At 68.8% G+C, this 24,896-nt stretch carries 17 protein-coding genes; 11 read left to right on the top strand and 6 right to left on the bottom strand.

From position 1 onward, the window contains the following. Nucleotide 1: 1 nt before the first annotated feature. From AB0M39_RS09775 to AB0M39_RS09760, 4 genes are all read right to left on the bottom strand, one after another. Nucleotides 2-391 (bottom strand): TraR/DksA C4-type zinc finger protein, encoded by a 390-nt coding sequence (locus tag AB0M39_RS09775; RefSeq protein WP_365362081.1) that lies wholly within the window; start codon nt 389-391, stop codon nt 2-4. Nucleotides 392-448: 57 nt separating this feature from the next. Beyond that, on the bottom strand, nt 449-775 hold the full coding sequence (locus AB0M39_RS09770) for a GYD domain-containing protein (protein ID WP_365362079.1): 327 nt from the start codon (nt 773-775) through the stop codon (nt 449-451). A gap of 212 nt (nt 776-987) precedes the next feature. Then, complete coding sequence (locus AB0M39_RS09765; RefSeq protein WP_365362077.1) at nt 988-2,517, bottom strand: UDP-N-acetylglucosamine 1-carboxyvinyltransferase; 1,530 nt, start codon at nt 2,515-2,517, stop codon at nt 988-990. 14 nt (nt 2,518-2,531) lie between these two features. Then, nucleotides 2,532-2,876, bottom strand: coding sequence for a cold shock domain-containing protein (locus AB0M39_RS09760; RefSeq protein WP_365362075.1), 345 nt, complete (start codon nt 2,874-2,876; stop codon nt 2,532-2,534). 460 nt (nt 2,877-3,336) lie between these two features. On the opposite strand from AB0M39_RS09760, the gene acnA reads away from it, so the two are divergent. After that, nucleotides 3,337-6,057 carry an aconitate hydratase AcnA gene (gene acnA, locus AB0M39_RS09755; protein ID WP_365362073.1) on the top strand — a complete coding sequence of 907 codons (2,721 nt, stop codon included), beginning with the start codon at nt 3,337-3,339 and terminating at the stop codon, nt 6,055-6,057. A 214-nt stretch (nt 6,058-6,271) separates the two neighbouring features. Here the strand turns inward: acnA and AB0M39_RS09750 are convergent, their stop codons facing one another. Beyond that, nucleotides 6,272-10,108: a GH92 family glycosyl hydrolase gene (locus AB0M39_RS09750; RefSeq protein WP_365362071.1), complete on the bottom strand. Its 3,837-nt coding sequence runs from the start codon at nt 10,106-10,108 to the stop codon at nt 6,272-6,274. A 506-nt stretch (nt 10,109-10,614) separates the two neighbouring features. Here AB0M39_RS09750 and ngcE point away from each other — a divergent pair. From ngcE to AB0M39_RS09705, 9 genes are all read left to right on the top strand, one after another. Next, nucleotides 10,615-12,054 carry an N-acetylglucosamine/diacetylchitobiose ABC transporter substrate-binding protein gene (gene ngcE / locus AB0M39_RS09745; RefSeq protein ID WP_365362069.1) on the top strand — a complete coding sequence of 480 codons (1,440 nt, stop codon included), beginning with the start codon at nt 10,615-10,617 and terminating at the stop codon, nt 12,052-12,054. Nucleotides 12,055-12,084: 30 nt separating this feature from the next. Continuing rightward, complete coding sequence (locus AB0M39_RS09740) at nt 12,085-13,017, top strand: sugar ABC transporter permease (RefSeq protein WP_365362067.1); 933 nt, start codon at nt 12,085-12,087, stop codon at nt 13,015-13,017. A gap of 14 nt (nt 13,018-13,031) precedes the next feature. After that, nucleotides 13,032-13,976, top strand: a complete 945-nt coding sequence (locus tag AB0M39_RS09735) for a carbohydrate ABC transporter permease (RefSeq protein WP_365362065.1) — start codon at nt 13,032-13,034, stop codon at nt 13,974-13,976. 236 nt (nt 13,977-14,212) lie between these two features. Continuing rightward, nucleotides 14,213-15,412 carry an ROK family transcriptional regulator gene (locus AB0M39_RS09730; protein WP_365362063.1) on the top strand — a complete coding sequence of 400 codons (1,200 nt, stop codon included), beginning with the start codon at nt 14,213-14,215 and terminating at the stop codon, nt 15,410-15,412. 121 nt (nt 15,413-15,533) lie between these two features. After that, the gene (locus tag AB0M39_RS09725) at nt 15,534-16,646 is read left to right on the top strand and encodes a substrate-binding domain-containing protein (protein ID WP_365362061.1); all 1,113 of its coding nucleotides are present in this window, start codon (nt 15,534-15,536) and stop codon (nt 16,644-16,646) included. Nucleotides 16,647-16,837: 191 nt separating this feature from the next. Next, the gene (locus AB0M39_RS09720) at nt 16,838-17,626 is read left to right on the top strand and encodes an ATP-binding cassette domain-containing protein (RefSeq protein ID WP_365362059.1); all 789 of its coding nucleotides are present in this window, start codon (nt 16,838-16,840) and stop codon (nt 17,624-17,626) included. Further along, nucleotides 17,623-18,912 carry a sugar ABC transporter permease gene (locus tag AB0M39_RS09715; RefSeq protein WP_365362057.1) on the top strand — a complete coding sequence of 430 codons (1,290 nt, stop codon included), beginning with the start codon at nt 17,623-17,625 and terminating at the stop codon, nt 18,910-18,912. The genes AB0M39_RS09720 and AB0M39_RS09715 overlap by 4 nt, the downstream gene beginning before the upstream one ends. 407 nt (nt 18,913-19,319) lie before the next feature. Continuing rightward, nucleotides 19,320-21,233 (top strand): 1-deoxy-D-xylulose-5-phosphate synthase, encoded by a 1,914-nt coding sequence (gene dxs / locus AB0M39_RS09710; RefSeq protein WP_365362055.1) that lies wholly within the window; start codon nt 19,320-19,322, stop codon nt 21,231-21,233. Nucleotides 21,234-21,388: 155 nt separating this feature from the next. Next, the gene (locus tag AB0M39_RS09705) at nt 21,389-22,903 is read left to right on the top strand and encodes an amino acid permease (RefSeq protein ID WP_365362053.1); all 1,515 of its coding nucleotides are present in this window, start codon (nt 21,389-21,391) and stop codon (nt 22,901-22,903) included. Between the two features lie 116 nt (nt 22,904-23,019). On the opposite strand, the gene AB0M39_RS09700 is transcribed toward AB0M39_RS09705, so the two are convergent. After that, nucleotides 23,020-23,403: an NTP pyrophosphohydrolase gene (locus tag AB0M39_RS09700; RefSeq protein WP_365362051.1), complete on the bottom strand. Its 384-nt coding sequence runs from the start codon at nt 23,401-23,403 to the stop codon at nt 23,020-23,022. Nucleotides 23,404-23,674: 271 nt separating this feature from the next. On the opposite strand from AB0M39_RS09700, the gene galU reads away from it, so the two are divergent. After that, the gene (galU, locus tag AB0M39_RS09695; RefSeq protein ID WP_365362049.1) at nt 23,675-24,589 is read left to right on the top strand and encodes a UTP--glucose-1-phosphate uridylyltransferase GalU; all 915 of its coding nucleotides are present in this window, start codon (nt 23,675-23,677) and stop codon (nt 24,587-24,589) included. Nucleotides 24,590-24,896: the final 307 nt, after the last annotated feature.

The following is a 24,896-nucleotide window of genomic DNA, read 5'->3' as shown; positions in this document are numbered from 1 at the left end:
TTCAGCGGGGACGGCCCGCCGCGCACCGCACACAGGTGCTCGCGGCGGGCCGGACCTCCAGCCGCTCCGCCGGAATCGGCTCGCCGCACTCCTCGCACCGCCCGTAGTCGTCGCGCTCCAGCCGCTCCAGCGCCCGCTCCAGATCGGCCAGATGAACGCGCGCCTGCGCCAGCAGGGAGGCGACATGGGCCCGCTCGAAGGCGGTGCTGGACCCCTCCGGGTCGTGCTCGTCGTCGACCGCCACCAGGGCGTTCGCCTCGACGATCGCGTCGTAGTCCCGGCTCAACGCCTCGATCTGCGCGTTCGTCCCGGCGCGTTCGACCGCCAGCCGCTCGCGCACCAAGGCGCGGTCGACGGGCGGGAACGCGTCATCGCCGGACGGTTCGCTCACCCCTGCGACAACGCCGGGGACCTGGTCCGCATTCCACGCACCGCCGCGACCGGGTCGCTAGGCGCCAGGAGCCCGGTACCGGATCTGCTCGGCGTTGCGCAGGGCCTCGATCGTCTCGTCGACGGTCAGGAGGACGGTCGTCTCGAACGAGCTCAGCGCGCCGCCTCCGCTGATCGCCAGCGCGACCGAGGCCATGGACACGTTGTCCGGGGCCTCCCAGAGGTTGTAGCCGTCGTGCGTGCCGAAGGCGTACCAGAAGCCATGGAGCTTCCCGCCGACGGACTCGATGTACGACTGAGCGGCCTTGGCCCGGTCCTCGGGGCGGCCCATCAGCCTCCCCCAGGTCTCCGGGGTGTAGCTGAACCTCGACAGGTAGAGCGGCATCGTGTCTCCCTTTCGTCCATCGAGGGATGCCCCCGCGGGCCGGGGCAGGCGTCAGAGGCGGTCTGCCTGTCGCCCGAACGGCCGGGGTCGACGCCCGGGAGCCGGGCACGAGCGCGCAAAGCCGTCGACCGCGTCCTTCGCCGAGGCGATGACACGGTCGACGGCCCCCAGACGGCCCAGGCCGGAGAAGGTCTCCCCGGCCTGGAGACGCCTCAGATGTCCCGGAAGATCTCGATCTGCGCGCCCACCGAGTTCAGTCGCTCGGCCAGGTCCTCGTACCCGCGGTTGATCACGTACACGTTGCGCAGCACCGACGTGCCCTCCGCGGCCATCATCGCCAGCAGGACCACCACCGCCGGGCGCAGGGCCGGCGGGCACATCATCTCCGCCGCTCGCCAGCGGGTCGGGCCCTCGACCAGGACGCGGTGGGGGTCCAGCAGTTGGAGGCGGCCGCCCAGGCGGTTGAGGTCGGTGAGGTAGATCGCGCGGTTGTCGTAGACCCAGTCGTGGATCAGCGTCTGGCCCTGCGCCACCGCCGCGATCGCCGCGAAGAACGGGACGTTGTCGATGTTCAGGCCCGGGAAGGGCATCGGGTGGATCTTGTCGATCGGCGCCTCCAGCTTGGAGGGGCGCACCGTCAGGTCCACCAGCCGGGTGCGGCCGTTGTCCGCCGAGTACTCGCTGGAGCGGTCGTGGTCGACGCCCATCTCCTCCAGCACCGCCAGCTCGATCTCCAGGAACTCGATCGGGACGCGGCGGATCGTCAGCTCCGACTCGGTGACCACCGCGGCCGCGAGCAGGCTCATCGCCTCCACCGGGTCCTCGGAGGGGGAGTAGTCGACGTCCACGTCGATCGTCGGCATGCCGTGCACGGTCAGCGTGGTCGTGCCGATGCCCTCGACCTTGACGCCGAGCGCCTCCAGGAAGAAGCACAGGTCCTGGACCATGTAGTTGGACGAGGCGTTGCGGATGACGGTCACGCCGTCGTGGCGGGCCGCGGCCAGGAGCGCGTTCTCGGTCACCGTGTCGCCGCGCTCGGTCAGCACGATCGGGCGGTCCGGCGAGGTCGAACGGTCCACCACCGCGTGGTAGATGCCCTCCGTCGCGGTGATGTCCAGGCCGAACCGGCGCAGCGCGATCATGTGCGGCTCGATCGTGCGCGTGCCGAGGTCGCAGCCGCCGGCGTAGGGCAGCCGGAAGGTGTCCATCCGGTGCAGCAGCGGGCCGAGGAACATGATGATCGACCGGGTCCGCCGCGCGGCCTCCGCGTCCATCGCGTCCATGTCGAGCTGCGCGGGGGGCACGATCTCCAGGTCGACGCCCTCGTTGATCCAGCGGGTGCGCACTCCGATGGAGTTGAGCACCTCGAGCAGCCGGAAGACCTCCTCGATGCGCGCCACCCGACGCAGCACCGTGCGGCCCTTGTTGAGCAGCGAGCCGCACAGCAGCGCCACGCACGCGTTCTTGCTCGTCTTGACGTCGATGGCGCCGGAGAGCCGGCGGCGGCCGACGACGCGCAGATGCATCGGCCCCGCGTAGCCGAGCGAGACGATCTCGCTGTCGAGCGCCTCGCCGATCCGAGCGATCATCTCAAGACTGATGTTCTGGTTTCCGCGTTCGATGCGGTTCACGGCGCTCTGGCTGGTGCCGAGCGCATCGGCTAGCTGCGCCTGTGTCCAGCCACGATGCTGACGGGCGTCACGGATGAGCTTGCCGATGCGTACGAGGTAGTCGTCTGCCATGGCGGCAGGCTATCTCAGATATGAGATCCCCTCGTGCCGGGTGGGCCATCCGGGTGACGGCGGCCGAGTCGTTCGTTCCGCTTACGTGGTCGCTGTGTTGGCGGTCCGGGCCAGACGCGCAGCGCCCGCCAGTGGTATCCGTCCTGCTCGGCTTCCTCGGCCGAGAAGGTGACGGACTGACCCGCCGTCAGCTCACGGAAGCCCCCGGAGTCGGCCTGCGCCATGCTGGACTCGATGCTTGAGAAGTGCGCCCACGCCATCTCGGGCAGAGCGGGGGACGCGAGAACGCCCCACCCCTCCTCGCAGTGCCAGACGTGGACGTGCCCCGTGAAGACGTGGTCCGGTGTGATCTCGGACATGCTCCCCCTGTCGGTGAAGATCACCGTAACAGCGGCATCACGACCGCCCCCGGATGGGGGAGCGCTCGCCGCGCGCGGGCATGTCGAAGCGGCACGCGTGGGCGCGGCGAGGCCATACGCGGGCACGCCGAGGCGTCGCGCGGGCGCAGCGAGGCTGCGCGCCGGCATGCCGCAGTGTCACGTGTGGGCACATCGAGGCGCCGCGCAGGCACGTCGAAGCGGCACGCGGACGCGGCGAGGCTGCGCCCGGGCGCGTCGAAGCGGCGCAGGACACAAGGTCCGGGCATGACCGAGCAGCGGTCATGTACTAGAGTTATCTCGACATCGAGATATCTGCCGAAGGCGTACCGCAGCCGCCATCCGGTAAGGGTGACCTAACTAAGCCTTACCTTAGCGGATCGGCGAGAAGCCGTGGCGGCAGCATTGAGGTAGTACGCGCACATTGAAGAAGGAGACTGTCGTGTCGGCGAACAGCTTCGACGCCCGCGCCACGCTGCGCGTGGGCGACGAGTCGTACGAGATCTTCAAGCTGGACAAGGTCGAGGGCTCCGCTCGCCTCCCTTACAGCCTGAAGGTTCTCCTGGAGAACCTCCTGCGCACCGAGGACGGCGCGAACATCACCGCCGACCACATCCGGGCGCTCGGCGGCTGGGACTCTCAGGCCCAGCCGAGCCAGGAGATCCAGTTCACGCCGGCCCGCGTGATCATGCAGGACTTCACCGGCGTCCCCTGCGTCGTGGACCTCGCCACCATGCGCGAGGCCGTGAAGGAGCTCGGCGGCGACCCGGCGAAGATCAACCCGCTGGCCCCGGCCGAGCTGGTCATCGACCACTCCGTCATCGCCGACAAGTTCGGCACGAAGGACGCCTTCGGCCAGAACGTCGAGCTGGAGTACGGCCGCAACAAGGAGCGCTACCAGTTCCTGCGCTGGGGCCAGACCGCCTTCGACGAGTTCAAGGTCGTCCCGCCCGGCACCGGCATCGTCCACCAGGTGAACATCGAGCACTTGGCCCGCACCGTCATGGTGCGGGGCGGCCAGGCGTACCCCGACACCCTCGTCGGCACCGACTCCCACACCACCATGGTCAACGGCCTCGGTGTGCTCGGCTGGGGCGTCGGCGGCATCGAGGCCGAGGCCGCGATGCTCGGCCAGCCGGTCTCCATGCTCATCCCGCGCGTCGTCGGCTTCAAGTTGACCGGCGAGCTCCCGGCCGGCACCACCGCCACCGACCTCGTCCTCACGATCACCGAGATGCTCCGCAAGCACGGCGTCGTCGGCAAGTTCGTCGAGTTCTACGGCGAGGGCGTGGCGGCCACGAGCCTCGCCAACCGCGCCACCATCGGCAACATGTCGCCGGAGTTCGGCTCCACCGCCGCGATCTTCCCGATCGATGACGAGACCCTGAAGTACCTGCGTCTGACCGGCCGCGACGCCCAGCAGGTCGCGCTCGTCGAGGCGTACGCCAAGGAGCAGGGCCTCTGGCTGGACCCGGCCGCCGAGCCCGACTTCTCCGAGAAGCTGGAGCTCGACCTCTCCACGGTCGTCCCCTCCATCGCCGGCCCGAAGCGCCCGCAGGACCGCATCGTCCTGGCCAACGCCGCGCAGCAGTTCGCGCAGGACGTCCGCAACTACGTCGAGGACGACGACGAGGCGGGCAAGGAGTCCTTCCCGGCCTCCGACGCCCCGGCCGAGCACAACGGCGTCCCGTCCCGCCCGACCCTGGTCACGGCCCCCGACGGCTCGACGTACGAGATCGACCACGGCGCCGTCACCGTCGCCGCGATCACCTCGTGCACCAACACCTCGAACCCGTACGTCATGGTCGCCGCCGCGCTCGTCGCGAAGAAGGCCGTGGAGAAGGGCCTGACCCGCAAGCCGTGGGTCAAGACCACCCTCGCCCCGGGCTCGAAGGTCGTCACCGACTACTTCGACAAGGCGGGCCTGACCCCGTACCTCGACAAGGTCGGCTTCAACCTCGTCGGCTACGGCTGCACCACCTGCATCGGCAACTCCGGCCCGCTGCCGGAGGAGGTCTCCAAGGCCGTCAACGAGCACGACCTGGCCGTGACCTCGGTGCTCTCCGGCAACCGCAACTTCGAGGGCCGGATCAACCCCGACGTCAAGATGAACTACCTGGCCTCCCCGCCGCTGGTCGTCGCGTACGCCATCGCGGGCTCCATGAAGGTGGACATCACCAAGGACGCGCTCGGCGTCGACACCGAGGGCAAGCCGGTCTACCTCGCTGACATCTGGCCCACCGAGGCCGAGGTCAACGACGTCGTGGCCAACGCCATCGGCGAGGACATGTTCAACAAGTCCTACCAGGACGTCTTCGCGGGCGACGCCCAGTGGCAGGCGCTGTCGATCCCGACCGGCAACACCTTCGAGTGGGACGCCGAGTCCACCTACGTCCGCAAGCCCCCGTACTTCGAGGGCATGACGATGGAGACCACCCCGGTCTCCGACATCGTCGGCGCGCGCGTGCTGGCCAAGCTGGGCGACTCGGTCACCACCGACCACATCTCCCCGGCCGGCGCCATCAAGGCCGACACCCCGGCCGGCAAGTACCTCACCGAGCACGGTGTGGAGCGTCGTGACTTCAACTCCTACGGCTCGCGCCGAGGCAACCACGAGGTCATGATCCGCGGCACGTTCGCCAACATCCGCCTGCGCAACCAGATCGCGCCGGGCACCGAGGGCGGCTACACCCGCGACTTCACCCGGTCCGATGAAGGCGCCCCGGTGTCGTTCATCTACGACGCCTCGCGCAACTACATCGAGCAGGGCACCCCGCTCGCGATCCTGGCGGGCAAGGAGTACGGCTCCGGCTCGTCCCGCGACTGGGCCGCCAAGGGCACCGCGCTGCTGGGCGTCAAGGCCGTCATCGCCGAGTCGTACGAGCGCATCCACCGCTCGAACCTCATCGGCATGGGCGTGCTCCCGCTCCAGTTCCCCGAGGGCGCCTCGGCCCAGTCCCTCGGCCTGACCGGCGAGGAGACCTTCTCCTTCACCGGCGTCGAGGAGCTCAACAACGGCACCACGCCGCGCACGGTCAAGGTCTCCACCGACACCGGTGTGGAGTTCGACGCGGTCGTCCGCATCGACACCCCCGGCGAGGCGGACTACTACCGTAACGGCGGCATCATGCAGTACGTGCTGCGGAGCCTGATCCGCAAGTAAGCGCGGCCGCAGACAGAACGAAGGGCCGCCTCCCGATCCCGGGATGCGGCCCTTCGCGCCCTGTGCGGGCTGCCCGCGGGGCGCTGCCCCGGACCCCGCGCCTCAAACGCCGGCGAGGCTGAATTGGGGGCCCGGCCCCGGACCCCGCGCCTCAACCTCCCCCCAGACTTCGTCCGGCGTGCCGGAGCCGGTATGGCGCCCGCCTCCGCAGGAGCTACCGCAGCAGTTCCACCTCCGCCAGCGTCGCCGAGCCGTCGAGCACCAGCCGGTAGTGCGCGTACGCGCCGGGCGCCGACACCGTGAACGCCCGGGTCTGCCGGTCCCATGCGAAGGACTGCCCGGACCGCTTGTCCAGCGTCTTCCACCGTGTGCCGTCGGCGGAGCCCTGGAGCGTCCAGCCCTTCGGCGCCGCGGCCGCCGTGGCCGACGTCAGGGTGTACTGGACCGCCAGCGTCCCCGCCTCGACCGGCAGGCCCACCGACTCGACCTGCGCCGCCGTGCCCGAGGCGTCGTCGAAGAGCGGACCCTCCGCCGTGATCGCGTCACCGCGCGGCGCGGGCGCCTTGTCGTCCTGGGTGATCGAGACCGGCGCCGCCTTGGCGCCCGTGCCCCACGCCGACGGCTTGGCGCCCATCGCGAACTCCAGCGTGCCGCCCCGCGCGATCAGATCGTGCGGCAGCGCGGTGGAGCTCCAGGACTCGCCGTTCACCTTCAGACCCTGGACGTAGACGTTCTTCGCGCTGTTCTTCGGGGCCTTGACCACCAGCGTGCGGCCGTTGTCGAGACGGACGGTCGCCTTGGTGAACAGCGGCGAGCCGATCGCGTACTCGCCGCTGCCCATCACCAGCGGATAGAAGCCGAGCGCGGAGAAGAGGTACCAGGCCGACTGCTCGCCGTTGTCCTCGTCGCCGTGGTAGCCCTGCCCGATCTCGCTGCCGGTGTAGAGCCGCGAGAGCACCTCGCGCACCTTCTCCTGCGTCTTCCAGGGCTGGGACGCGGCGTTGTACATGTACGGGACGTGGTGGGCGACCTGGTTGGAGTGGCCGTACATCCCCATCCGCACATCGCGCGCCTCGGTCATCTCATGGATGACGCTGCCGTACGAGCCGACGAACTCGGGGCTCGCGGTCTCCGGCGTGGAGAAGTACGCGTCGAGCTTCTGGCCGAGCCCCGCCCGCCCGCCGTAGAGGTTGGCCAGGCCGCGGCTGTCCTGGGGCGCGGTGAAGGCATAGCCCCAGCCGTTGGTCTCGGTGTAGTCGTAGCCCCACACCCGCGGGTCGTACTTCCCGCTCTCGACCCGCCAGTCGCCCTTCAGATCGCGGCCCTGGAAGAAGCCGGCCTTCGCGTCGAAGAGCGAGACATAGCCGCGGGCCCGGTTGAGGAAGTACGCGGACTCCTCCTTGTAGCGGGCGTTCTTCGTCTTCTTGTAGAGCGCCTGGCCCATCTTCGCGAGGCCGTAGTCGTTGAGGTACCCCTCCAGCGACCAGGACAGGCCCTCATGGGTCTCGGTGGAGGCGTAGCCGCGGAACGGCGAGGTCTCCATGCCCTTGCGGCCCACCCCCGAGGAGGGCGGCACGACCGTCGCGTTCTTCAGCGCCGCCTCGTACGCCGCCTTCGCGTCGAAGTCCACGCCCTTGACGTACGCGTCGGCGAAGGCCACGTCCGAGCTGGTGCCGGTCATCAGGTCGGCGTAGCCGGGCGAGGACCAGCGCGAGATCCAGCCGCCGTCCTTGTACTGCTGGACGAAGCCGTCCACCAGCTCGCCCGCCTTCTTCGGGGTGAGGAAGGAGTACGCGGGCCAGGTCGTGCGGTAGGTGTCCCAGAAGCCGTTGTTGACGTAGACCTTGCCGTCGACGATCTTCGCGCCGGTGCGGGTCGGCGTGTCCGGACCGGTCATCGGCGAGAACGGGCTCGCGTACTGGTGCTTGGGCCGCGCCTTGGTGCCGGTGTTCTCGAAGCCGGAGTTGGGATACAGGTACAGCCGGTACAGGCTGGAGTAGAGCGTGGTCAGCTGGTCGTGGCTCGCGCCCTCGACCTCCACCCGGCCCAGCAGCGCGTCCCAGGCGTCCTGCGCCCGGTCCCTCACCCGCTCGAAGCGCGTGCCCGCCGGGATCTCGTCGGCCAGGTTCTTCTTCGCCTGGTCCACGCTGATGAGCGAGGTGGCGATGCGCAGGTTGACGGTTCGGTCCGCGCCCGCGTCGAAGCGCAGATGCCCGGCGACGCCCGAGGAGGCGGACGAGGTGACCGGCGCGTCGAAGACGCCGTACACGAACATCCGCGTGGCCCCGGTGGACAGCCCGCTCTTGACGTCCGAGAAGCCGGTGAACGAGCCGGCGCCGGCGTCCAGCGTCAGCCCGCCCTCGCTGGTGACGTTGTCGAAGACGACGCTCGCGTCGTCGCCGGGATAGGTGAACCGCATCATCGCCGCGTGGTCGGTCGGCGTCATCTCGGCCTTGAGGCCGTTCTCGAAGGCGACTCCGTAGTAGTGCGGGCGGGCCGTCTCCTTGTCGTGGCGGAAGGGGAGGGCTCGCCCCGCGCGGGCGGTGTCCGGAGTGCCGGCCGCCGCGGACGGCATCACCTGGAAGGTCTGCCGGTCGCCCATCCACGGGCTGGGCTCATGGCTGGCGCTGAAGGACTGCAGGGTCGGCAGATTGTCCGCGTTGTTGGCGCGCGCGTACTCGTACAGCCAGCTCTTGGACGCAGAGTTGGTCACCGGCGTCCAGAAGTTGAAGCCGTGCGGGACGGCGGTCGCGGGGAAGGTGTTGCCGCGCGAGAAGGAGCCGCTGGAGTTGGTGCCCCGGGTGGTCGACGCGTAGTCCGACAGCCGCTCCAGCCGCTTCTCGGGGGCCTTGGGCGCGAGCGCGAGGTCGTCGATCCAGCCCTGGAACTTCGCCGGGCCCTTGGGGGAGTCGTACGCCACCAGGATCCGGTCGACCGTCTTGCCGGCCGCGACCGCGCCGATCCTGGACGAGACATGGTTCCACTGGTTGACGTACAGCCGCTTGGCCGCGCCCTGCCCCTGCGGCGAGAGCTGTCCGCCGTGGGAGTCCACGGCCCGCAGGTCGCTCAGATAGGTGCCGTCGGTGAAGGCCAGGTCCACGGACACGTTCGTGGCCGGATAGCCGAGGTCCGTCTCCGGCAGCGAGGGGAAGATCCGGTACGACAGCTCGGTGTCGCGGCGGACCGCCGTGTCGACGTCGAAGATCTTGTTGTACGAGTAGGCCCGGCCGTCCGGCTCGTGGGTTCCGGCGTACTTCAGCGCACGCTTTCCGGTGAATCCCGCGTTCGCCTTGGCGGTGGGGGAGCCGCCGGGGCCCCGGTCGACCTGGCTGCGCATGTCGTCGGGCGTGGGCGTGCTGGTGTCTCCGTCGGAGAACTGGACGTCGGCGAGCTGGGTCGCGTCGGAGGCGCCGTTGTTCTTGGCGATCTCCAGCCGGTAGTGCGCGTACGCGGCCGAGGCGCCGGCTATGTCGTACGTCTTGGTCTGGAAGCGCTTGTCGAAGGTCTGGCCCTCGCGGGAGTCCAGGACCTTCCACTCCTTGCCGTCCGTCGAGCCCTTGAGGGTCCAGTCCCTGGGGTCGCGCTCGGCGTGGTCGTTGGCCGAGGTCAGCGCGTAGACGGCGAGCTTGACCGGGGCATCGGTGTCGAACTCGATCCACGAAGTCCGCTCGAATCCCAGCCATTTCGTGCTCGGCTGAAGATCCACCAGATTCTCTTTGGTCTCGCCCGAGCCCGCGTTCTCGTCGCTGGCGCGCAGCTCGGTCACTCTGTCGGTGACATTGCCCGGTATTCCGCTGGAGAAGCCGCCATTGACCCCGGATGACCGCTTCTTTCCGTCGGCTCCGAGATCGACGGTGTTGCGCCAGTCGGGCTGTGGCTCGTCCGCTTCGAAGGATGATCTGAATTCCCGGTCCGCCGGTGAGGGGCGGGCGGCGTCGGGGGTGGAAAGAGCGACGGCGGCCGACGGCGCCGTCAACACAAGAAGTGAAGCGGCCGCCACGAGGGTGACCGCGGGAAATCGTGTCTGGCGGGCTCTTGGTCTGGGCTGCATCCCGGGCCTTTCCTCCACTGGAAGCCGCGTTGGACAACGTTGTCAGGAGCGATGCGCAGGCTCTAGTAGGGAGGTAAGTGCCGTACGGTGTCAAGGGTGTTGAGCGGACCAGGCGGCCGGATTCCGTCGCTCTGCGAAGAATGCTGTGGTCGTATGGCGAGGGGCGAGTCTCAGATATCCCCGAGGTCTCAACTCGGGAAAGACTGCCGCCCAACCTTGCTTTCGATCTTGCTCAGTCACCGGGAAGTGGACTATACCTGTCGGCGTCCGCATAGCTGTTCCACGAGGCAGCGGGCGAGGGGGGACGGGGCGCCGCGGCACGAGTCAGACCATGGCCCGCCGCAGACGGTCCGTTCCCGCTGTCGACCGTGCACGACCCCAGCTTCACTGAGTCTCCCTCCGGGAAGACACAGCAACTGACCGCGGTGGCGGGGCCCTTCGCCTGTGGCGAGATGGACGGGCGACCGGTACACCGCCTGAGTCCTGGAGAAGGCGAGGACTTGAGCATGGGATCCACCTCCGCACGCAACGATGAGGGCCTCGGGCGCCGAGATCTGATCAAGCGTTCCGCTGCACTCGGCCTGATCGCCGTACCGACCATGAGTTTTCTGTCCGCGTGTGCGAGCAGCGGCGGCGGCAAGGACCAGGAGCAGGCCAAGGGCAAGGTGACGAAGGAGAATCCGTTCGGCGTCACCAAGGGCGGCACCCTCGACGTCGTCATCTTCAAGGGCGGCTTCGGCGACCAGTACGCCATCGAGTGGGAGAAGCTCTACCAGACCAAGTGGGGCCCGAAGATCAGCCACCTGGGCACCCAGGAGATCACCGGAAAGCTCCAGCCCCGCTTCAACGCCGGCAACCCCCCGGACGTCATCGACAACTCCGGCGCCCAGCAGATCAAGCTCGACGTCCTGCACAAGAACAACCAGCTCGCGGACCTCACCGAGCTGCTCGAGGCCCCCTCGGTCGACGACCCGGCCAAGAAGGTCAAGGACGTCCTCATCCCGGGCACCGCCGACAAGGGCTTCATCGGCGGAAAGATGCACGCGCTGCAGTACGTGTACACCGTCTGGGGCGTCTGGTACTCCGGCAAGCTCTTCAAGGAGAAGGGCTGGGAGGTGCCGAAGACCTGGGACGCCTTCCTGGGGATCATGCAGGAGGCGAAGGCGGACGGCATCGGCGGGCTCGCCCACCAGGGCAAGCACCCGTACTACATCAACGTCATGATCATGGACCTGATCGCCAAGACCGGCGGTCTGGACGCCATGAAGGCGATCGACAACCTCGACCCCAAGGCGTTCGTCGGCAGCGACGCCGCGAAGCAGTCCATCGAGGCGATCTACGAGATCGTCGAGAAGGGCCTGCTCATGCCGGGCACCAACGCCCTGGACCACATCGAGTCGCAGACCGCCTGGAACAAGGGCAAGGCCGTCTTCATCCCCTCCGGCTCCTGGCTGGAGAACGAGCAGCTCAAGCAGACCCCGGCGGACTTCGACATGAAGTTCCTGCCGATGCCGCTGCTGCCGGACAGCAAGCTGCCCTTCGCGGCGATCCGGGCCGGCGCGGGCGAGCCGTTCATCGTCCCGGCCAAGGCGAAGAACAAGTCGGGCGGCCTGGAGTTCCTGCGTCTGATGTGCTCGAAGGAGTGGTCCACCAAGTTCGCGCAGGAGGCCAACTCGCTGACCATCGTCCAGGACGGCGTGGACAAGAGCGTCACGCTCCGCCCGGGCACCAAGTCGGCCGTCGAGGCCGTCGACGCCTGTCCGGTGGAGCAGAGGTTCGACTACTTCTACACCACCTGGTACAGCGAGATGGACGAGAGCATCCGTACGGCGTCCGCCGAGCTGATGGCCAAGCGCATTCCGCCGAACGAGTGGCTGAAGCGAGCGCAGGCAGCCGTCGACAAGGCCCGCCAGGACCCGGCGAGCAAGAACAACAAGCGTCCGTAAACGGAGTCCGGGAATCAGGGGCAGGGTGCCATGCAACAGGGAAAGAACCGGTTCGTCACCGGATTTCTGATCGTTCCGGTGGTGCTGTACGCGGTCTTCATGATCTGGCCGTATATGCAGACGTTCGGCTACTCCTTCACTGACTGGCAGGGCCAGTCGCAGGAGATGAGTTTCGTCGGACTGGACAACTACACCGCGTTGTTCTCGGACAGCGTCTTCCTGAGCGCACTGTGGAACAACGTCCTGCTCCTGATCTTCCTGCCGATCGCGACCATCCTGCTCGCCCTGTTCTTCGCCTTCATGGTGAACGTGGGCGGGCGGGGCGGATCGGGCGGAATTCGAGGCGTCTGGGGATCAGGCGTCTACAAGATTCTCTTCTTCATCCCGCATGTGCTGTCCATCGCCATCCTCGCCGTGCTCTGGCGCGCGATCTACCGCGGCGACGTCGCCGGCCTGATCAACGGCATCTTCGTCAAGCTGGGCCTGTCCGACCCGGCCCATCCCATCGAATGGCTCAACGAACCCGGTCTCGTGCTGTGGTGCGTGGCGTTCGTCCTGCTCTGGTGGGGCGTCGGCTTCTATCTCGTCCTGTTCTCGGCCGCCATGCAGTCGGTTCCCAAGGAGATCTACGAAGCGGCCCTGCTCGACGGCGCGAGCCGCGTCCAGTCCTTCTTCAAGGTGACGCTGCCGCTGCTGTGGGACACCGTCCAGACGGCCTGGGTGTATCTCGCGATCCTGGCCATGGACTGCTTCGCGCTGATCTCCGTCATGACGCCGGGCAACAGCTTCGGCGGCGGACCCGATCACAACAGCGAGGTCATGGCGACCTATCTGATGCGTAACTTCCTCTCCTTCGGGAAGAGCGGCTACGCGTGCGCGATGGGCGTCGTGATCCTGGTCCTCACGCTGTTCCTGTCCCTCGTCACGCTGCGGGTCAGCCGCCGCGAGCGCATCGAATACTGAGCGGGGAGCACGTCATGTCTCAGACCCGGACCATCTCCGACGTCGCCAAGGACGACGCCCGCCCGGGCGGGCCGGTGACGAAGGACGGGGAGGGCCGCCGCGGCGCGCGCGCAGGCGCCGAGGAGGGCAGGGCCCTCAACGTGTTCTCGCACGGCTTCCTGCTGCTGTGGGCCGTGATGATCGTCCTGCCGCTCGTCTGGCTGCTGCTCGGCTCCTTCAAGACGGACTCCGAGATCGGCGCGAGCGCCTGGTCCTGGCCCTCGAACTGGAACCTCGACGCGTTCAACCGCGCGTGGGAGAAGGGGATCGGCGACTACTTCGTCAACACCTTGATCGTTCTCGCCTTCTCCATCCCGCTGACCATGCTGCTGGGCTCCATGGCGGCCTACGTCCTGGCGCGGTACGACTTCCCGGGCAACCGCTTCTTCTACTACTTCTTCGTCGCGGGCGCGATGTTCCCGGTGTACCTGGGCCTGGTGCCGCTGTACTTCCTGGTCGACATGCTCGGCATGCTCAACACCTACCAGGGCCTGATCCTGGTGTACGTCGCCTACTCGCTGCCGTTCACCGTCTTCTTCATGCACGCGTTCTTCCGGACGCTGCCGACGGCCGTCCACGAGGCCGCGGTGATCGACGGGGCCTCGCACACCCGGATCTTCTTCCAGGTCATGGTCCCCATGGCCAAGCCGGGTCTGCTCAGCGTCGGGATCTTCAACGTGCTGGGGCAGTGGAACCAGTACATCCTGCCCATGACGCTGATGCAGCAGCAGAGCGGCTTCGACAAGGACCGCTCGGTGCTGACCCAGGGCCTGGTGCTGCTGAACCAGCAGCAGGGCTACGAGGGCGACCTGCCGGTGATCTTCGCGGGCATGACGATCGCCATGCTCCCGGTGATCGTCGTCTACCTCTCCTTCCAGCGCCAAGTGCAGTCCGGCCTCACCGCAGGCACTCTGAAGTAGGCAGGCGCCCGGAAACCGAGCGGCTTCGCCGCCGACGCAGACCTCTTGGCACGGCCCCGCCCGACGCTGTCGGGCGGGGCCGTGTCGTCGTTGTGTCCGCTCAAGGTCTTGACGTGATAACCGCCTCCAGTTGAGCTTAGAGTTCACAAGTTGGAGAAACGTCGGGGTGCCATCGTGGCGGTCCCGGCCGGGGGCGGTCGTCGTGCCGCCCACCGGGGGCAGGAGTGGATGAGTCAATGGAGACTCCGGGTTCGCAGACGTCACTGCACCGGGCCAACCTCGAGCGGGTCGTGCGCGCGGTGCGCATGGCCGGCTCGCTCACGCAGGCTGAGATCGCCAGGAGCACCGGCCTCTCGGCGGCCACGGTCTCCAATATCGTTCGTGAGCTGAAGGACGGCGGAACCGTCGAGGTCACGCCCACCTCCGCAGGCGGCCGGCGGGCCCGCAGCGTCTCGCTCAGCGGCGACGCGGGCATCGTCATCGGCGTCGACTTCGGCCACACCCACCTGCGCGTCGCCATCGGGAACCTCGCCCACCAGGTGCTCGCCGAGGAGTCCGAGCCACTCGATGTGGACGCGTCCTCCGCGCAGGGCTTCGGCCGGGCGGAAGCCCTGGTCAACCGGCTGATCGCGGCCACCGGGATCGGCCTCGACAAGGTGATCGGCGTGGGCCTGGGCGTGCCAGGACCCATCGACGTGGAGTCCGGCACGCTGGGCTCCACCGCGATCCTGCCGGGCTGGACCGGGATCAACCCCTCCAAGGAGCTCTCCGGGCGGCTCGGAGTGCCGGTGTACGTGGACAACGACGCCAACCTCGGCGCCCTGGGCGAGCTGGTCTGGGGCAGCGGGCGCGGGGTGAAGGACCTCGCGTACATCAAGGTCGCCAGCGGCGTCGGCGCCGGCCTGGTCATAGACGGTCAGATCTACCGCGGACCGGGCGGCACGGCCGGCGAGATCGGCCATATCACCCTGGACGAGTCGGGCCCGGTCTGCCGCTGCGGAAACCGCGGCTGCCTGGAGACCTTCGCCGCCGCCCGCTATGTGCTGCCGCTGCTCCAGCCGAGCCACGGGGCCGATCTGACCATGGAGCGCGTGGTGCAGCTGGCCCGCGAGGGGGACCCCGGCTGCCGCCGTGTGGTGGGCGACGTGGGCCGTCATATCGGCAGCGGCGTGGCCAACCTCTGCAACCTCCTGAACCCCAGCCGAGTGGTGCTGGGCGGCGATCTGGCGGAAGCTGGAGAGTTGGTACTGGGACCGATTCGCGAGTCTGTCTCCCGGTACGCCATCCCCAGTGCCGCACGGCAGCTCTCGGTGGCGCCGGGAGCGCTGGGCGGACGAGCCGAGGTGCTGGGCGCCCTTGCCCTGGTGCTCAGCGAGATGGGTGATTCATCCCTTCTCGACAGCGCGCTGCCGGTCAGCGCGCCTGTCTTCACTTAGATAACGAATGGCACCGTTGTCATCTCGTTAAGGATTTACTCCTTGACGCTGACTCCGGGGCCGAGTTGACTTCCAGCCACCTCGGCCGCAAGGACGCGGCCTCGTCAGGGAGGTTTCGAAGATGAACACGAGCATGCGTCGTGCCGCCGTAGCCGTAGCAGCCACCACGATGGCTGTCTCCCTCGCCGCCTGTGGCAGCGCCAAGGAGTCCGGCGAAGGCACCAAGGAGTCCGGCGCCGCCAAGGGCGACGCCATCAAGGTCGGTCTGCTCCTTCCCGAGAACCAGACCGCTCGCTACGAGAAGTTCGACCGGCCGCTCATCGAGAAGAAGGTCAGCGAGCTCACCAACGGCAAGGGCAAGGTCGAGTACGCCAACGCCAAGCAGGACGCGACCCTGCAGACGCAGCAGATCGACACCATGATCACCAACAAGGTCGACGTCCTGATCGTGGACGCGGTCGACTCCAAGGCCATCGCCGGCGGTGTGAAGAAGGCCAAGGAGGCCGGCATCCCGGTCGTCGCCTTCGACCGCCTGGCCGAGGGCCCGATCGACGCGTACACCTCCTTCGACAACGAAGAGGTCGGCCACGTCCAGGGCAAGGCGCTCCTCGGCGCCCTCGGGGACAAGGCCAAGGACGGCCAGATCGTGATGATGAACGGCGCGATCACCGACCCGAACGCCGCCCTCTTCAAGAAGGGCGCGCTCGCCGAGCTCAAGGGCAAGGTGAACATCGGCAAGGAGTACGACACCAAGGAGTGGAAGCCGGAGAACGCCAACGCCAACATGGAGGCCGCGATCTCGGCCCTCGGCAAGGACGAGATCATCGGCGTCTACTCCGCGAACGACGGCATGGCGGGCGGCATCATCACCGCCCTGAAGGCCGGCGGCTTCGCCAAGCTCCCCCCGGTCACCGGCCAGGACGCCGAGCTGGCGGGCGTGCAGCGGATCGTCGCGGGCGAGCAGTACATGAGCGTCTACAAGCCGTACGCGCCCGAGGCCGCCGCCGCGGCTGAGATGGCCGTGCTGCTGGCCAAGGGCGAGAAGGTCACCTCCGTCGCCCAGGCGGACGTCGACAGCCCGACCACGAAGAAGATCCCCGCGGTCCTGGTCCCGGTCGTCTCCCTGACCAAGGACAACATCAAGGACACGGTCATCAAGGACGGCGTGTACACCGTCGCCGAGATCTGCACCCCGAAGTACAAGGCCGCCTGCGACGCAATCGGCCTGAAGTAAGCCTCTGCGGGCCCCATGGTCCCGCTGGAGCTTGCTCGCCCGGAAGCCTGTCGGCGTCCCGCCTCCTCATCCAGCCCCCGCAGGCGGGGCGGGGCGCCGTACAGAAACGCTTCTCCCCTCTGTTCGCTTCTGCTCAACCTCCGCGCCTGATCGTTGGGCGCGGCATCCCCGCCGGTCAGGCGGCGAAGGAGATGGTTCACGTGTCCGCTACGCCCGTGCTGGCGTTGCGCGGGGTCTCCAAGCGATTCGGTGCAGTGCAGGCGCTCACCGACGTAGAGCTTGAGGTCCACGGCGGCGAGGTGGTCGCCCTTGTCGGCGACAACGGCGCCGGAAAGTCCACGCTGGTCAAGACGATCGCCGGCGTGCACCCCATCGATGAGGGCGTCATCGAGTGGGAAGGCAGGAAGGTATCGATCAGCAGGCCGCACGACGCCCAGAACCTGGGCATCGCGACCGTCTACCAGGACCTCGCGCTCTGCGACAACATCGACGTGGTCGGCAACCTCTACCTCGGCCGGGAGCTGCGCAGGCGCGGCGTCCTGAACGAGGTCGAGATGGAGCGCCGCGCCCTCGAGCTCCTCAAGACCCTGTCGATCCGGATCCCCAGCGTGCGCATCCCGATCGCCTCGCTGTCCGGCGGCCAGCGCCAGACCGTGGCCATCGCCCGCTCCATGCTCGGCGAGCCCAAGCTGGTCATCCTCGACGAGCCGACCGCCGCCCTCGGCGTAGAGCAGACCGCGCAGGTCCTCGACCTGGTCGAGCGGCTGCGCGAGCGGGGCCACGCGGTCATCCTCATCAGCCACAACATGGCCGATGTGAAGGCCGTCGCGGACAAGGTGGCGGTGCTCCGCCTCGGTCGCAACAACGGCGTCTTCGACGTGAAGTCGACCTCTCAGGAAGAGATCATCTCCGCCATCACCGGCGCCACGGACAACGCCGTGACCCGCCGCGCGGCGCGCACCACGGAGGTTGGCAAGTGAACACGGAAAAGACCTCCGCACCCCACGACGCGCCCGTGGTCAACCCGGAGGCCGCGCACGACGCGCTCACCGCGGTCGACCCCCGGCTGCTGGTGCGCGAGCAGGGCCTGGCCGGGTACGTCTCGGAGTTCAAGCGCAAGATGCACGCCGGCGACCTGGGCTCGATGCCCGTCGTGGTCGGTCTGATCCTCATCTGCGTGATCTTCCAGAGCATGAACTCGCAGTTCCTCTCCGCGCAGAACCTGAGCAACATCGCCGTCACCATGGTCGCCACCGGCATGATGGCCGTCGGCATCATCTTCGTGCTGCTGCTCGGCGAGATCGATCTGTCCGTCGGCTCGGTCAGCGGCGTCTCCGGCGCGATCGTCGCCGTGCTCACCGTCACCCACGGCATGAACGAGTGGCTCGCGGTCCTCGTCGCCATCGTCAGCGGCGCGGCCATCGGCGCGATCCACGGCTTCTTCTTCGCCAGGATCGGCGCGCCCGCGTTCGCGGTCACCCTGGCCGGCCTGCTGTTCTGGCTGGGCTTCATGCTCCAGCTGCTGGGCGACCAGGGCACCATCAACCTGGACAGCGACGGCATCGTCGGCAAGCTGACCACGTACTACTTCTCCGACGTGGCCGCCGCCTACGGTCTGGCCGCGGTCGCGGTGGCCGGGTTCTTCCTCTCGTCCTTCTTCGACAACCGCCGCCGCGCGGCCGCCGGCATCCCGTCGAGGCCGCTCGTGGACATCGTGGTGCGCACGGTCCTGCTGGCCGTCGTCGCCTTCGCCGCGGCGGCCATGTTCAACCAGTACAAGGGTCTGCCCCTCGCGCTGGTGCTGTTCCTGGCAGTGCTGGTGATCACGGACTTCGTGCTCCGCCGCACCACCTACGGCCGCAAGATCTTCGCGCTCGGCGGCAGCGTCGAGGCGTCCCGCCGTGCCGGCATCAACGTCACGGCCGTGCGTGTCTCGGTCTTCGCCATCGCGGGCACCTTCGCCGCCGTCGGCGGTCTGTTCTGGGCGTCCAAGATCGCGGCGGCCAACCAGAGCGCCGGCGCCGGCGACCTGCTGATGAACGTCATCGCCGCGGCCGTCATCGGCGGCACCAGCCTCTTCGGCGGACGCGGCCGGACCTGGAACGCCCTGCTCGGCGTCATGGTCATCGTCTCGATCCAGTACGGCCTGGCGCTGGAGTCCATCGCCACGCCGATCCAGTACATGATCACCGGTGGCGTGCTGCTGGCCACGGTCGTCATCGACTCCGTCACCCGCAAGACCCAGCGGACCGCCGGCCGCGCCTGACCGCGCGGCCGCGGACGGCTCAGTCGAGCCGCGGCAGGAGTGAGCAACAGAGGTGAGGGACCCGGCGTCAGCGGACGCCGGGTCCTTCGCGTTGCCGCGCCCGGGCGGCGGCCTGATCGGCGTTCGACGTCGGTGTTCGAGGTTGGCGTTCGATGTGTTCGACGTGCTCGACGACCGAGGGCGCGCGGCCGCGAGCGTGATCTGAGGCACAGCGGAGCGTCACCGGTGCTCAGCGGTGCGCAAGGGCCCCTCGACGCTTTCCGACGGCTGAACACAAGAGGAACAGGAGCCTCGGCACCCCCGAAGGAGGCGCCTGACAGGTAGCCCAGGCGTCGATCGGTAGAGTCGGAAGACTAGACTCGACAGGCCCAGCGAAGCTCGACCAGCTCAACTGCAAGGAGGCACGGGTGGCGTTGCTGACCCGCATCACGGGACCGCGCGATCTGGATCGGCTCAGCCCGGAGCAGCTGGACCAGCTGGCGGCGGAGATCCGGACCTTCCTGGTGGACGCCGTCTCCAAGACCGGCGGCCACCTCGGTCCCAACCTCGGCGTGGTCGAGCTGACCATCGCCCTGCACCGTGTCTTCGAGTCCCCGAAGGACAAGGTCCTCTGGGACACCGGCCACCAGAGCTATGTGCACAAGCTGCTCACCGGCCGTCAGGACTTCTCGAAGCTCAAGATGAAGGGCGGCCTGTCCGGCTACCCCTCGCAGGCCGAGTCCGAGCACGACGTCATCGAGAACTCGCACGCCTCCACGGTCCTCGGCTGGGCCGACGGCCTCGCCAAGGCGAACGAGGTCCTGAAGAAGGACGACCACGTCGTCGCGGTCATCGGCGACGGCGCGCTGACCGGCGGCATGGCCTGGGAGGCGCTCAACAACATCGCCGCCGCCAAGGACCGCCCGCTCGTGATCGTCGTCAACGACAACGAGCGCTCCTACGCCCCCACCATCGGCGGGCTCGCCAACCACCTCGCCACGCTGCGCACCACCGACGGCTACGAGCGCTTCCTCGCCCGCGGCAAGGACATCCTGGAGCGCACCCCCGTCGTCGGCAAGCCGCTGTACGAGACCCTGCACGGCGCCAAGAAGGGCCTGAAGGACTTCATCGCGCCGCAGGGCATGTTCGAGGACCTGGGCCTGAAGTACGTGGGCCCGATCGACGGCCACGACATCGCGGCCCTGGAGTCCGCCCTCGCGCGCGCCAAGCGCTTCGGCGGCCCGGTGATCGTCCACTGCCTCACCGAGAAGGGCCGGGGCTACCAGCCCGCCCTCCAGGACGAGGCGGACCGCTTCCACGCCGTCGGCAAGATCCACCCCGACACCGGGCTGCCGATCGCCAGCTCCGGCGTCGACTGGACCTCGGTCTTCGGCGAGGAGATGGTCAAGCTCGGCAGGGAGCGCGAGGACGTCGTCGCGATCACCGCCGCGATGCTCCAGCCGGTCGGCCTCGACAAGTTCGCCAAGGCCTTCCCCGACCGCGTCTACGACGTCGGCATCGCCGAGCAGCACGGCGCGGTCTCCGCCGCCGGTCTGGCCACCGGCGGACTCCACCCCGTCTTCGCCGTGTACGCCACCTTCCTCAACCGAGCCTTCGACCAGGTCCTGATGGACGTCGCCCTGCACAACTGCGGAGTGACCTTCGTCCTCGACCGGGCCGGCGTCACCGGCACCGACGGCGCCTCGCACAACGGCATGTGGGACATGTCGATCCTGCAGTGCGTGCCGGGGCTGCGGATCGCCGCCCCGCGCGACGCCGACCAAGTCCGCGCGCAGCTGCGCGAGGCCGTCGCCGTGGACGACGCGCCCACGGTGGTCCGCTTCTCCAAGGGCGCGGTCGGCCCGGCCGTCAAGGCCGTCGGCAAGGTCGGCGGGATGGACGTGCTGCGCACCGCCGGCACGGACCGCCCGGACGTCCTCCTGGTCTCCGTGGGCGCGCTCGCCCCGATGTGCCTGGAGATCGCCGCGCTGCTGGACGCCCAGGGCATCACCGCCACCGTCGTCGACCCGCGCTGGGTCAAGCCGGTCGACGAGGCGCTCGCCCCGCTGGCCGAGCAGCACCGCGTCGTCGTCACCGTCGAGGACAACAGCCGCGCCGGCGGCGTCGGCTCCGCGGTCTCCCAGGCGCTGCGCGACGCGGGCGTCGACATCCCGCTGCGCGACTTCGGCATCCCGCCGCGCTTCCTCGACCACGCCTCCCGCAAGGAGGTCCTGGCGGAGATCGGCCTGACCGCCCCGGACATCGCGCGTCAGGTCACGGGTCTCGTCGCCAAGCTGGACGGGCGCTACGAGAGCGAGGCCGTGGAGCCCGCGCGCGACTGACCGACAGGCAGCCGCATCCTCGACGATGGGCCGGCCGGTCACCCTGTATGGGTGGTCCGACCGGCCCATTCGCGTGAAATCCACCCTTACGGATGTCGTTATGGGCGCTAGTGTCCTAATCATGGCGTTCACGACGAGTGCGTGGAGGTGCGCCGGTGAGTACGCAGCAGGAGCAAGGGCCAGCGGATGACGGACTGTTTCGGACCAAGACGGTCGAGCAGTCCATCCGCGACACCGAAGAGCCGGAGCATGCCCTCAAGAAATCCCTCTCGGCCTGGGATCTGACCGTCTTCGGCGTCGGTGTCATCATCGGCACCGGCATCTTCGTGCTCACCGGAAAGGTGGCCAAGGAGAACGCCGGACCGGCGACCGCGCTGGCCTTCGTGGCCGCCGGCATCGTCTGTGCGCTGGCCGCGCTCTGCTACGCGGAGTTCGCCTCCACCGTCCCGGTGGCCGGATCGGCGTACACGTTCGCGTACGCCTCCATCGGCGAGCTGCCCGCGTGGATCATCGGCTGGGACCTGGTCCTGGAGTTCGCGCTGGGCACGGCCGTGGTCGCGGTCGGCTGGTCCGGCTATGTGCGCTCCTTGATGGACAACGTGGACTGGCATCTGCCGAACACGCTGCAAGGGCCTGACGTGGGCGGGGGCACGTTCGACATCCTGGCCTTCCTGCTGGTGCTGGTGCTGACGGCGATTCTGGTCGTGGGCATGAAGCTCTCCGCCCGGATCACCGCCGTCGTCGTGGCCATCAAGGTCACCGTCGTCATGATCGTGATCATCGCGGGCCTGTTCTTCATCGTCGGCGACAACTACTCGCCGTTCATCCCGCCCGCCGTGACCCCCGAGGGCGGCTCAGGATGGGACGCCCCGCTGGTCCAGCTGATCTTCGGGTACGAGCCGACGAACTTCGGCGTCATGGGCATCTTCACCGCCGCGTCCGTGGTGTTCTTCGCCTTCATCGGCTTCGACGTGGTGGCCACCGCCGCCGAGGAGACCAAGCTCCCGCAGCGCGACATGCCGCGCGGCATCCTGGGCTCGCTGCTGATCTGCACGATCCTCTACGTCGCCGTCGCCATCGTGGTGACCGGCATGCAGCACTACAGCGAGCTGTCCGTCAGCGCCCCGCTCGCGGACGCCTTCAAGTCGGTCGGGCACCCCTTCTACGCCGGTGTGATCAGCTTCGGCGCGGCCGTCGGCCTGACGACCGTCTGCCTCATCCTGCTGCTCGGTCAGACGCGTGTGTTCTTCGCGATGAGCCGCGACGGCCTGCTGCCGCGCTTCTTCTCCGTCACGCACCCGCGCTTCAGGACGCCCTACCGCCCGACCATCCTGCTCGGCGTGGTCATCGCCATCGTCGCGGGCTTCACCAGCATCAACGAGCTCGCGACCCTGGTGAACATCGGAACGCTCTTCGCGTTCGTGGTCGTCGCCATCGGCGTGATGGTCCTGCGCCGCACCCGGCCCGATCTGCACCGCGCCTTCCGCACCCCCTGGGTGCCGTTCCTGCCGATCCTCTCGATCGCCGCGTCGGTGTGGCTGATGCTGAACCTGCCGGGCGAGACGTGGTTCCGTTTCGCCGTGTGGATGCTGATCGGCATCGTCGTGTACTTCCTCTACGGACGGAAGCACAGCCGTCTCGGCCAACTGGGCAAGGACGCCACGTTCTAGGCGTCTGACAGCGGTCTGCCGCACCCGGCCCCGTACGTCCCGCCTCGGCGGGAGGCGCGGGGCCGGGTGCGTCTCGGCGTCTCGGCGTCTCGGCGTCTGGGCGTCTGGGCGTCTCGCTAGGAGCGTCCGTCCGCCTCGCGCACCGAGCGCGGGCCCGTGCACCGCGCGCCCAGCGCCTCCACACGCGCCCGGAGCCCCCGGTCGGCGGTGACCACGACACAGGACCGTCCGGGCGCCTCGGCCACCAGCTCCACGATGCGGTCGTCGCCGCTGCCGGGCGCGGAGACCACCCGCACTCCGGCCACCGACTCCACGCCGCGCGCCGCGCCCTCGACGACCAGCACGATCTCCACCGGCCCCGCATGGCCGGCGATCCCCTCCCCGGCGCGGGCGGCGAGCGAGTCCCGCAGCCGCTCGGCGGCGCCGCGCCGGTCGCGCCACCAGCCGTCGGGCACCGAGCCCACGACATTGGCTCCGTCGACGACCACGAGTACGTCCATGGGCTCAGCGTCGCACGCTCCGGCGGCGGCGGACCGGAGCGTCCCCCGGTCGCGGCCTGCGCCAACCGACCGGTTGCCTGCGTCAACCGCCCTTGACCGGCGACTTCTTGGCCGAGGCTGGGATCAGCTGTCCGATTTTCGACTTGACGGCGTCGGCCGCTACATTCATGGCGTTCACCGTATGGTCACCATCTCATCGCACGTACAGCACGTGTCGTACGACCGCACGACCGCACGACCGCGCATATCGCACAGGAGCAGGAACACTCACGTGACTGAAGCACGTCCTGGAGCTCTCCAGCCCGTCGTCAAGGCCGTCATTCCCGCCGCGGGACTGGGCACCAGGTTTCTGCCCGCGACGAAGGCGACGCCCAAGGAGATGCTCCCCGTCGTCGACAAGCCGGCCATCCAGTACGTCGTCGAGGAGGCGGTGGCCGCCGGACTCGAGGACGTCCTGCTGGTGACCGGCCGCAACAAGCGGGCCCTGGAAGACCACTTCGACCGCAACTACGAGCTCGAGCACGCGCTCAGCCGCAAGGGCGACGACCAACGGCTGTCGATGGTGCGGGAGTCGGCGGACCTCGCCTCCGTGCACTACGTCCGCCAAGGCGACCCGCGGGGCCTGGGGCACGCGGTGCTCTCCGCCGCCGCGCACGTCGGCGACGAGCCCTTCGCCGTGCTCCTCGGGGACGACCTGATAGACCCGCGCGACCCGCTGCTCGCCCGGATGGTCGAGGTCCGCCGGCAGTTGGGCGGCAGCGTCGTGGCCCTGATGGAGGTCGACCCGGCGCAGATCCATCTCTACGGCTGCGCCGCCGTCGAGGCCACGGCGGAGGACGACGTCGTGCGCGTCACCGGCCTGGTGGAGAAGCCGGCGGCGGGGGAGGCGCCCAGCTCGTACGCGGTCATCGGCCGCTATGTCCTCGACCCCGCGGTCTTCGACGTGCTGCGCCGGACGGCCCCCGGCCGCGGCGGCGAGATCCAGCTCACCGACGCGCTCCAGGAGCTGACCGAGGACGGCTCGGCCGGCGGCCCGGTGCACGGTGTCCTCTTCGACGGGCGGCGGTACGACACGGGCGACCGCGCGGACTACCTGCGGGCCATCGTCCGGCTCGCCTGCGAACGCGAGGACCTCGGCCCGGAGTTCAAGGCGTGGCTGCGCGACTGGGTGCGCGAGGAGCTCTGAGCCGTGCGGCTGTCTCCTCACTCGCTGAGAGAAGAAAGCGGAGAGAAGAAAGCGGAGCCGTCCGTACCCGTCGAGTTGCCTGGTCAGCAGGGGGACGTTCGGATGTGTGTACTGTGATGGCTCTGTGAGTTGAGCGACTGAGGAGTAGGTCAGTGGGGCGGGCCTTCACAAAAGAAGAGCGGCATCTCGAGGGGCGCGGGCGGCGCAAGGCCGTGGCCCGCGACACCTCGGCGGGGCCCGGCGCCCGCGGCGGCGCCACCGGCGCCCGGGGCGCGGTCGTGCACCTCGTCGCCCACCCCGCCGACGC

Source organism: Streptomyces sp. NPDC051907, assembly GCF_040681075.1.
Lineage (GTDB): Bacteria > Actinomycetota > Actinomycetes > Streptomycetales > Streptomycetaceae > Streptomyces.
This window is presented reverse-complemented; position numbering and strand designations above follow the sequence as displayed.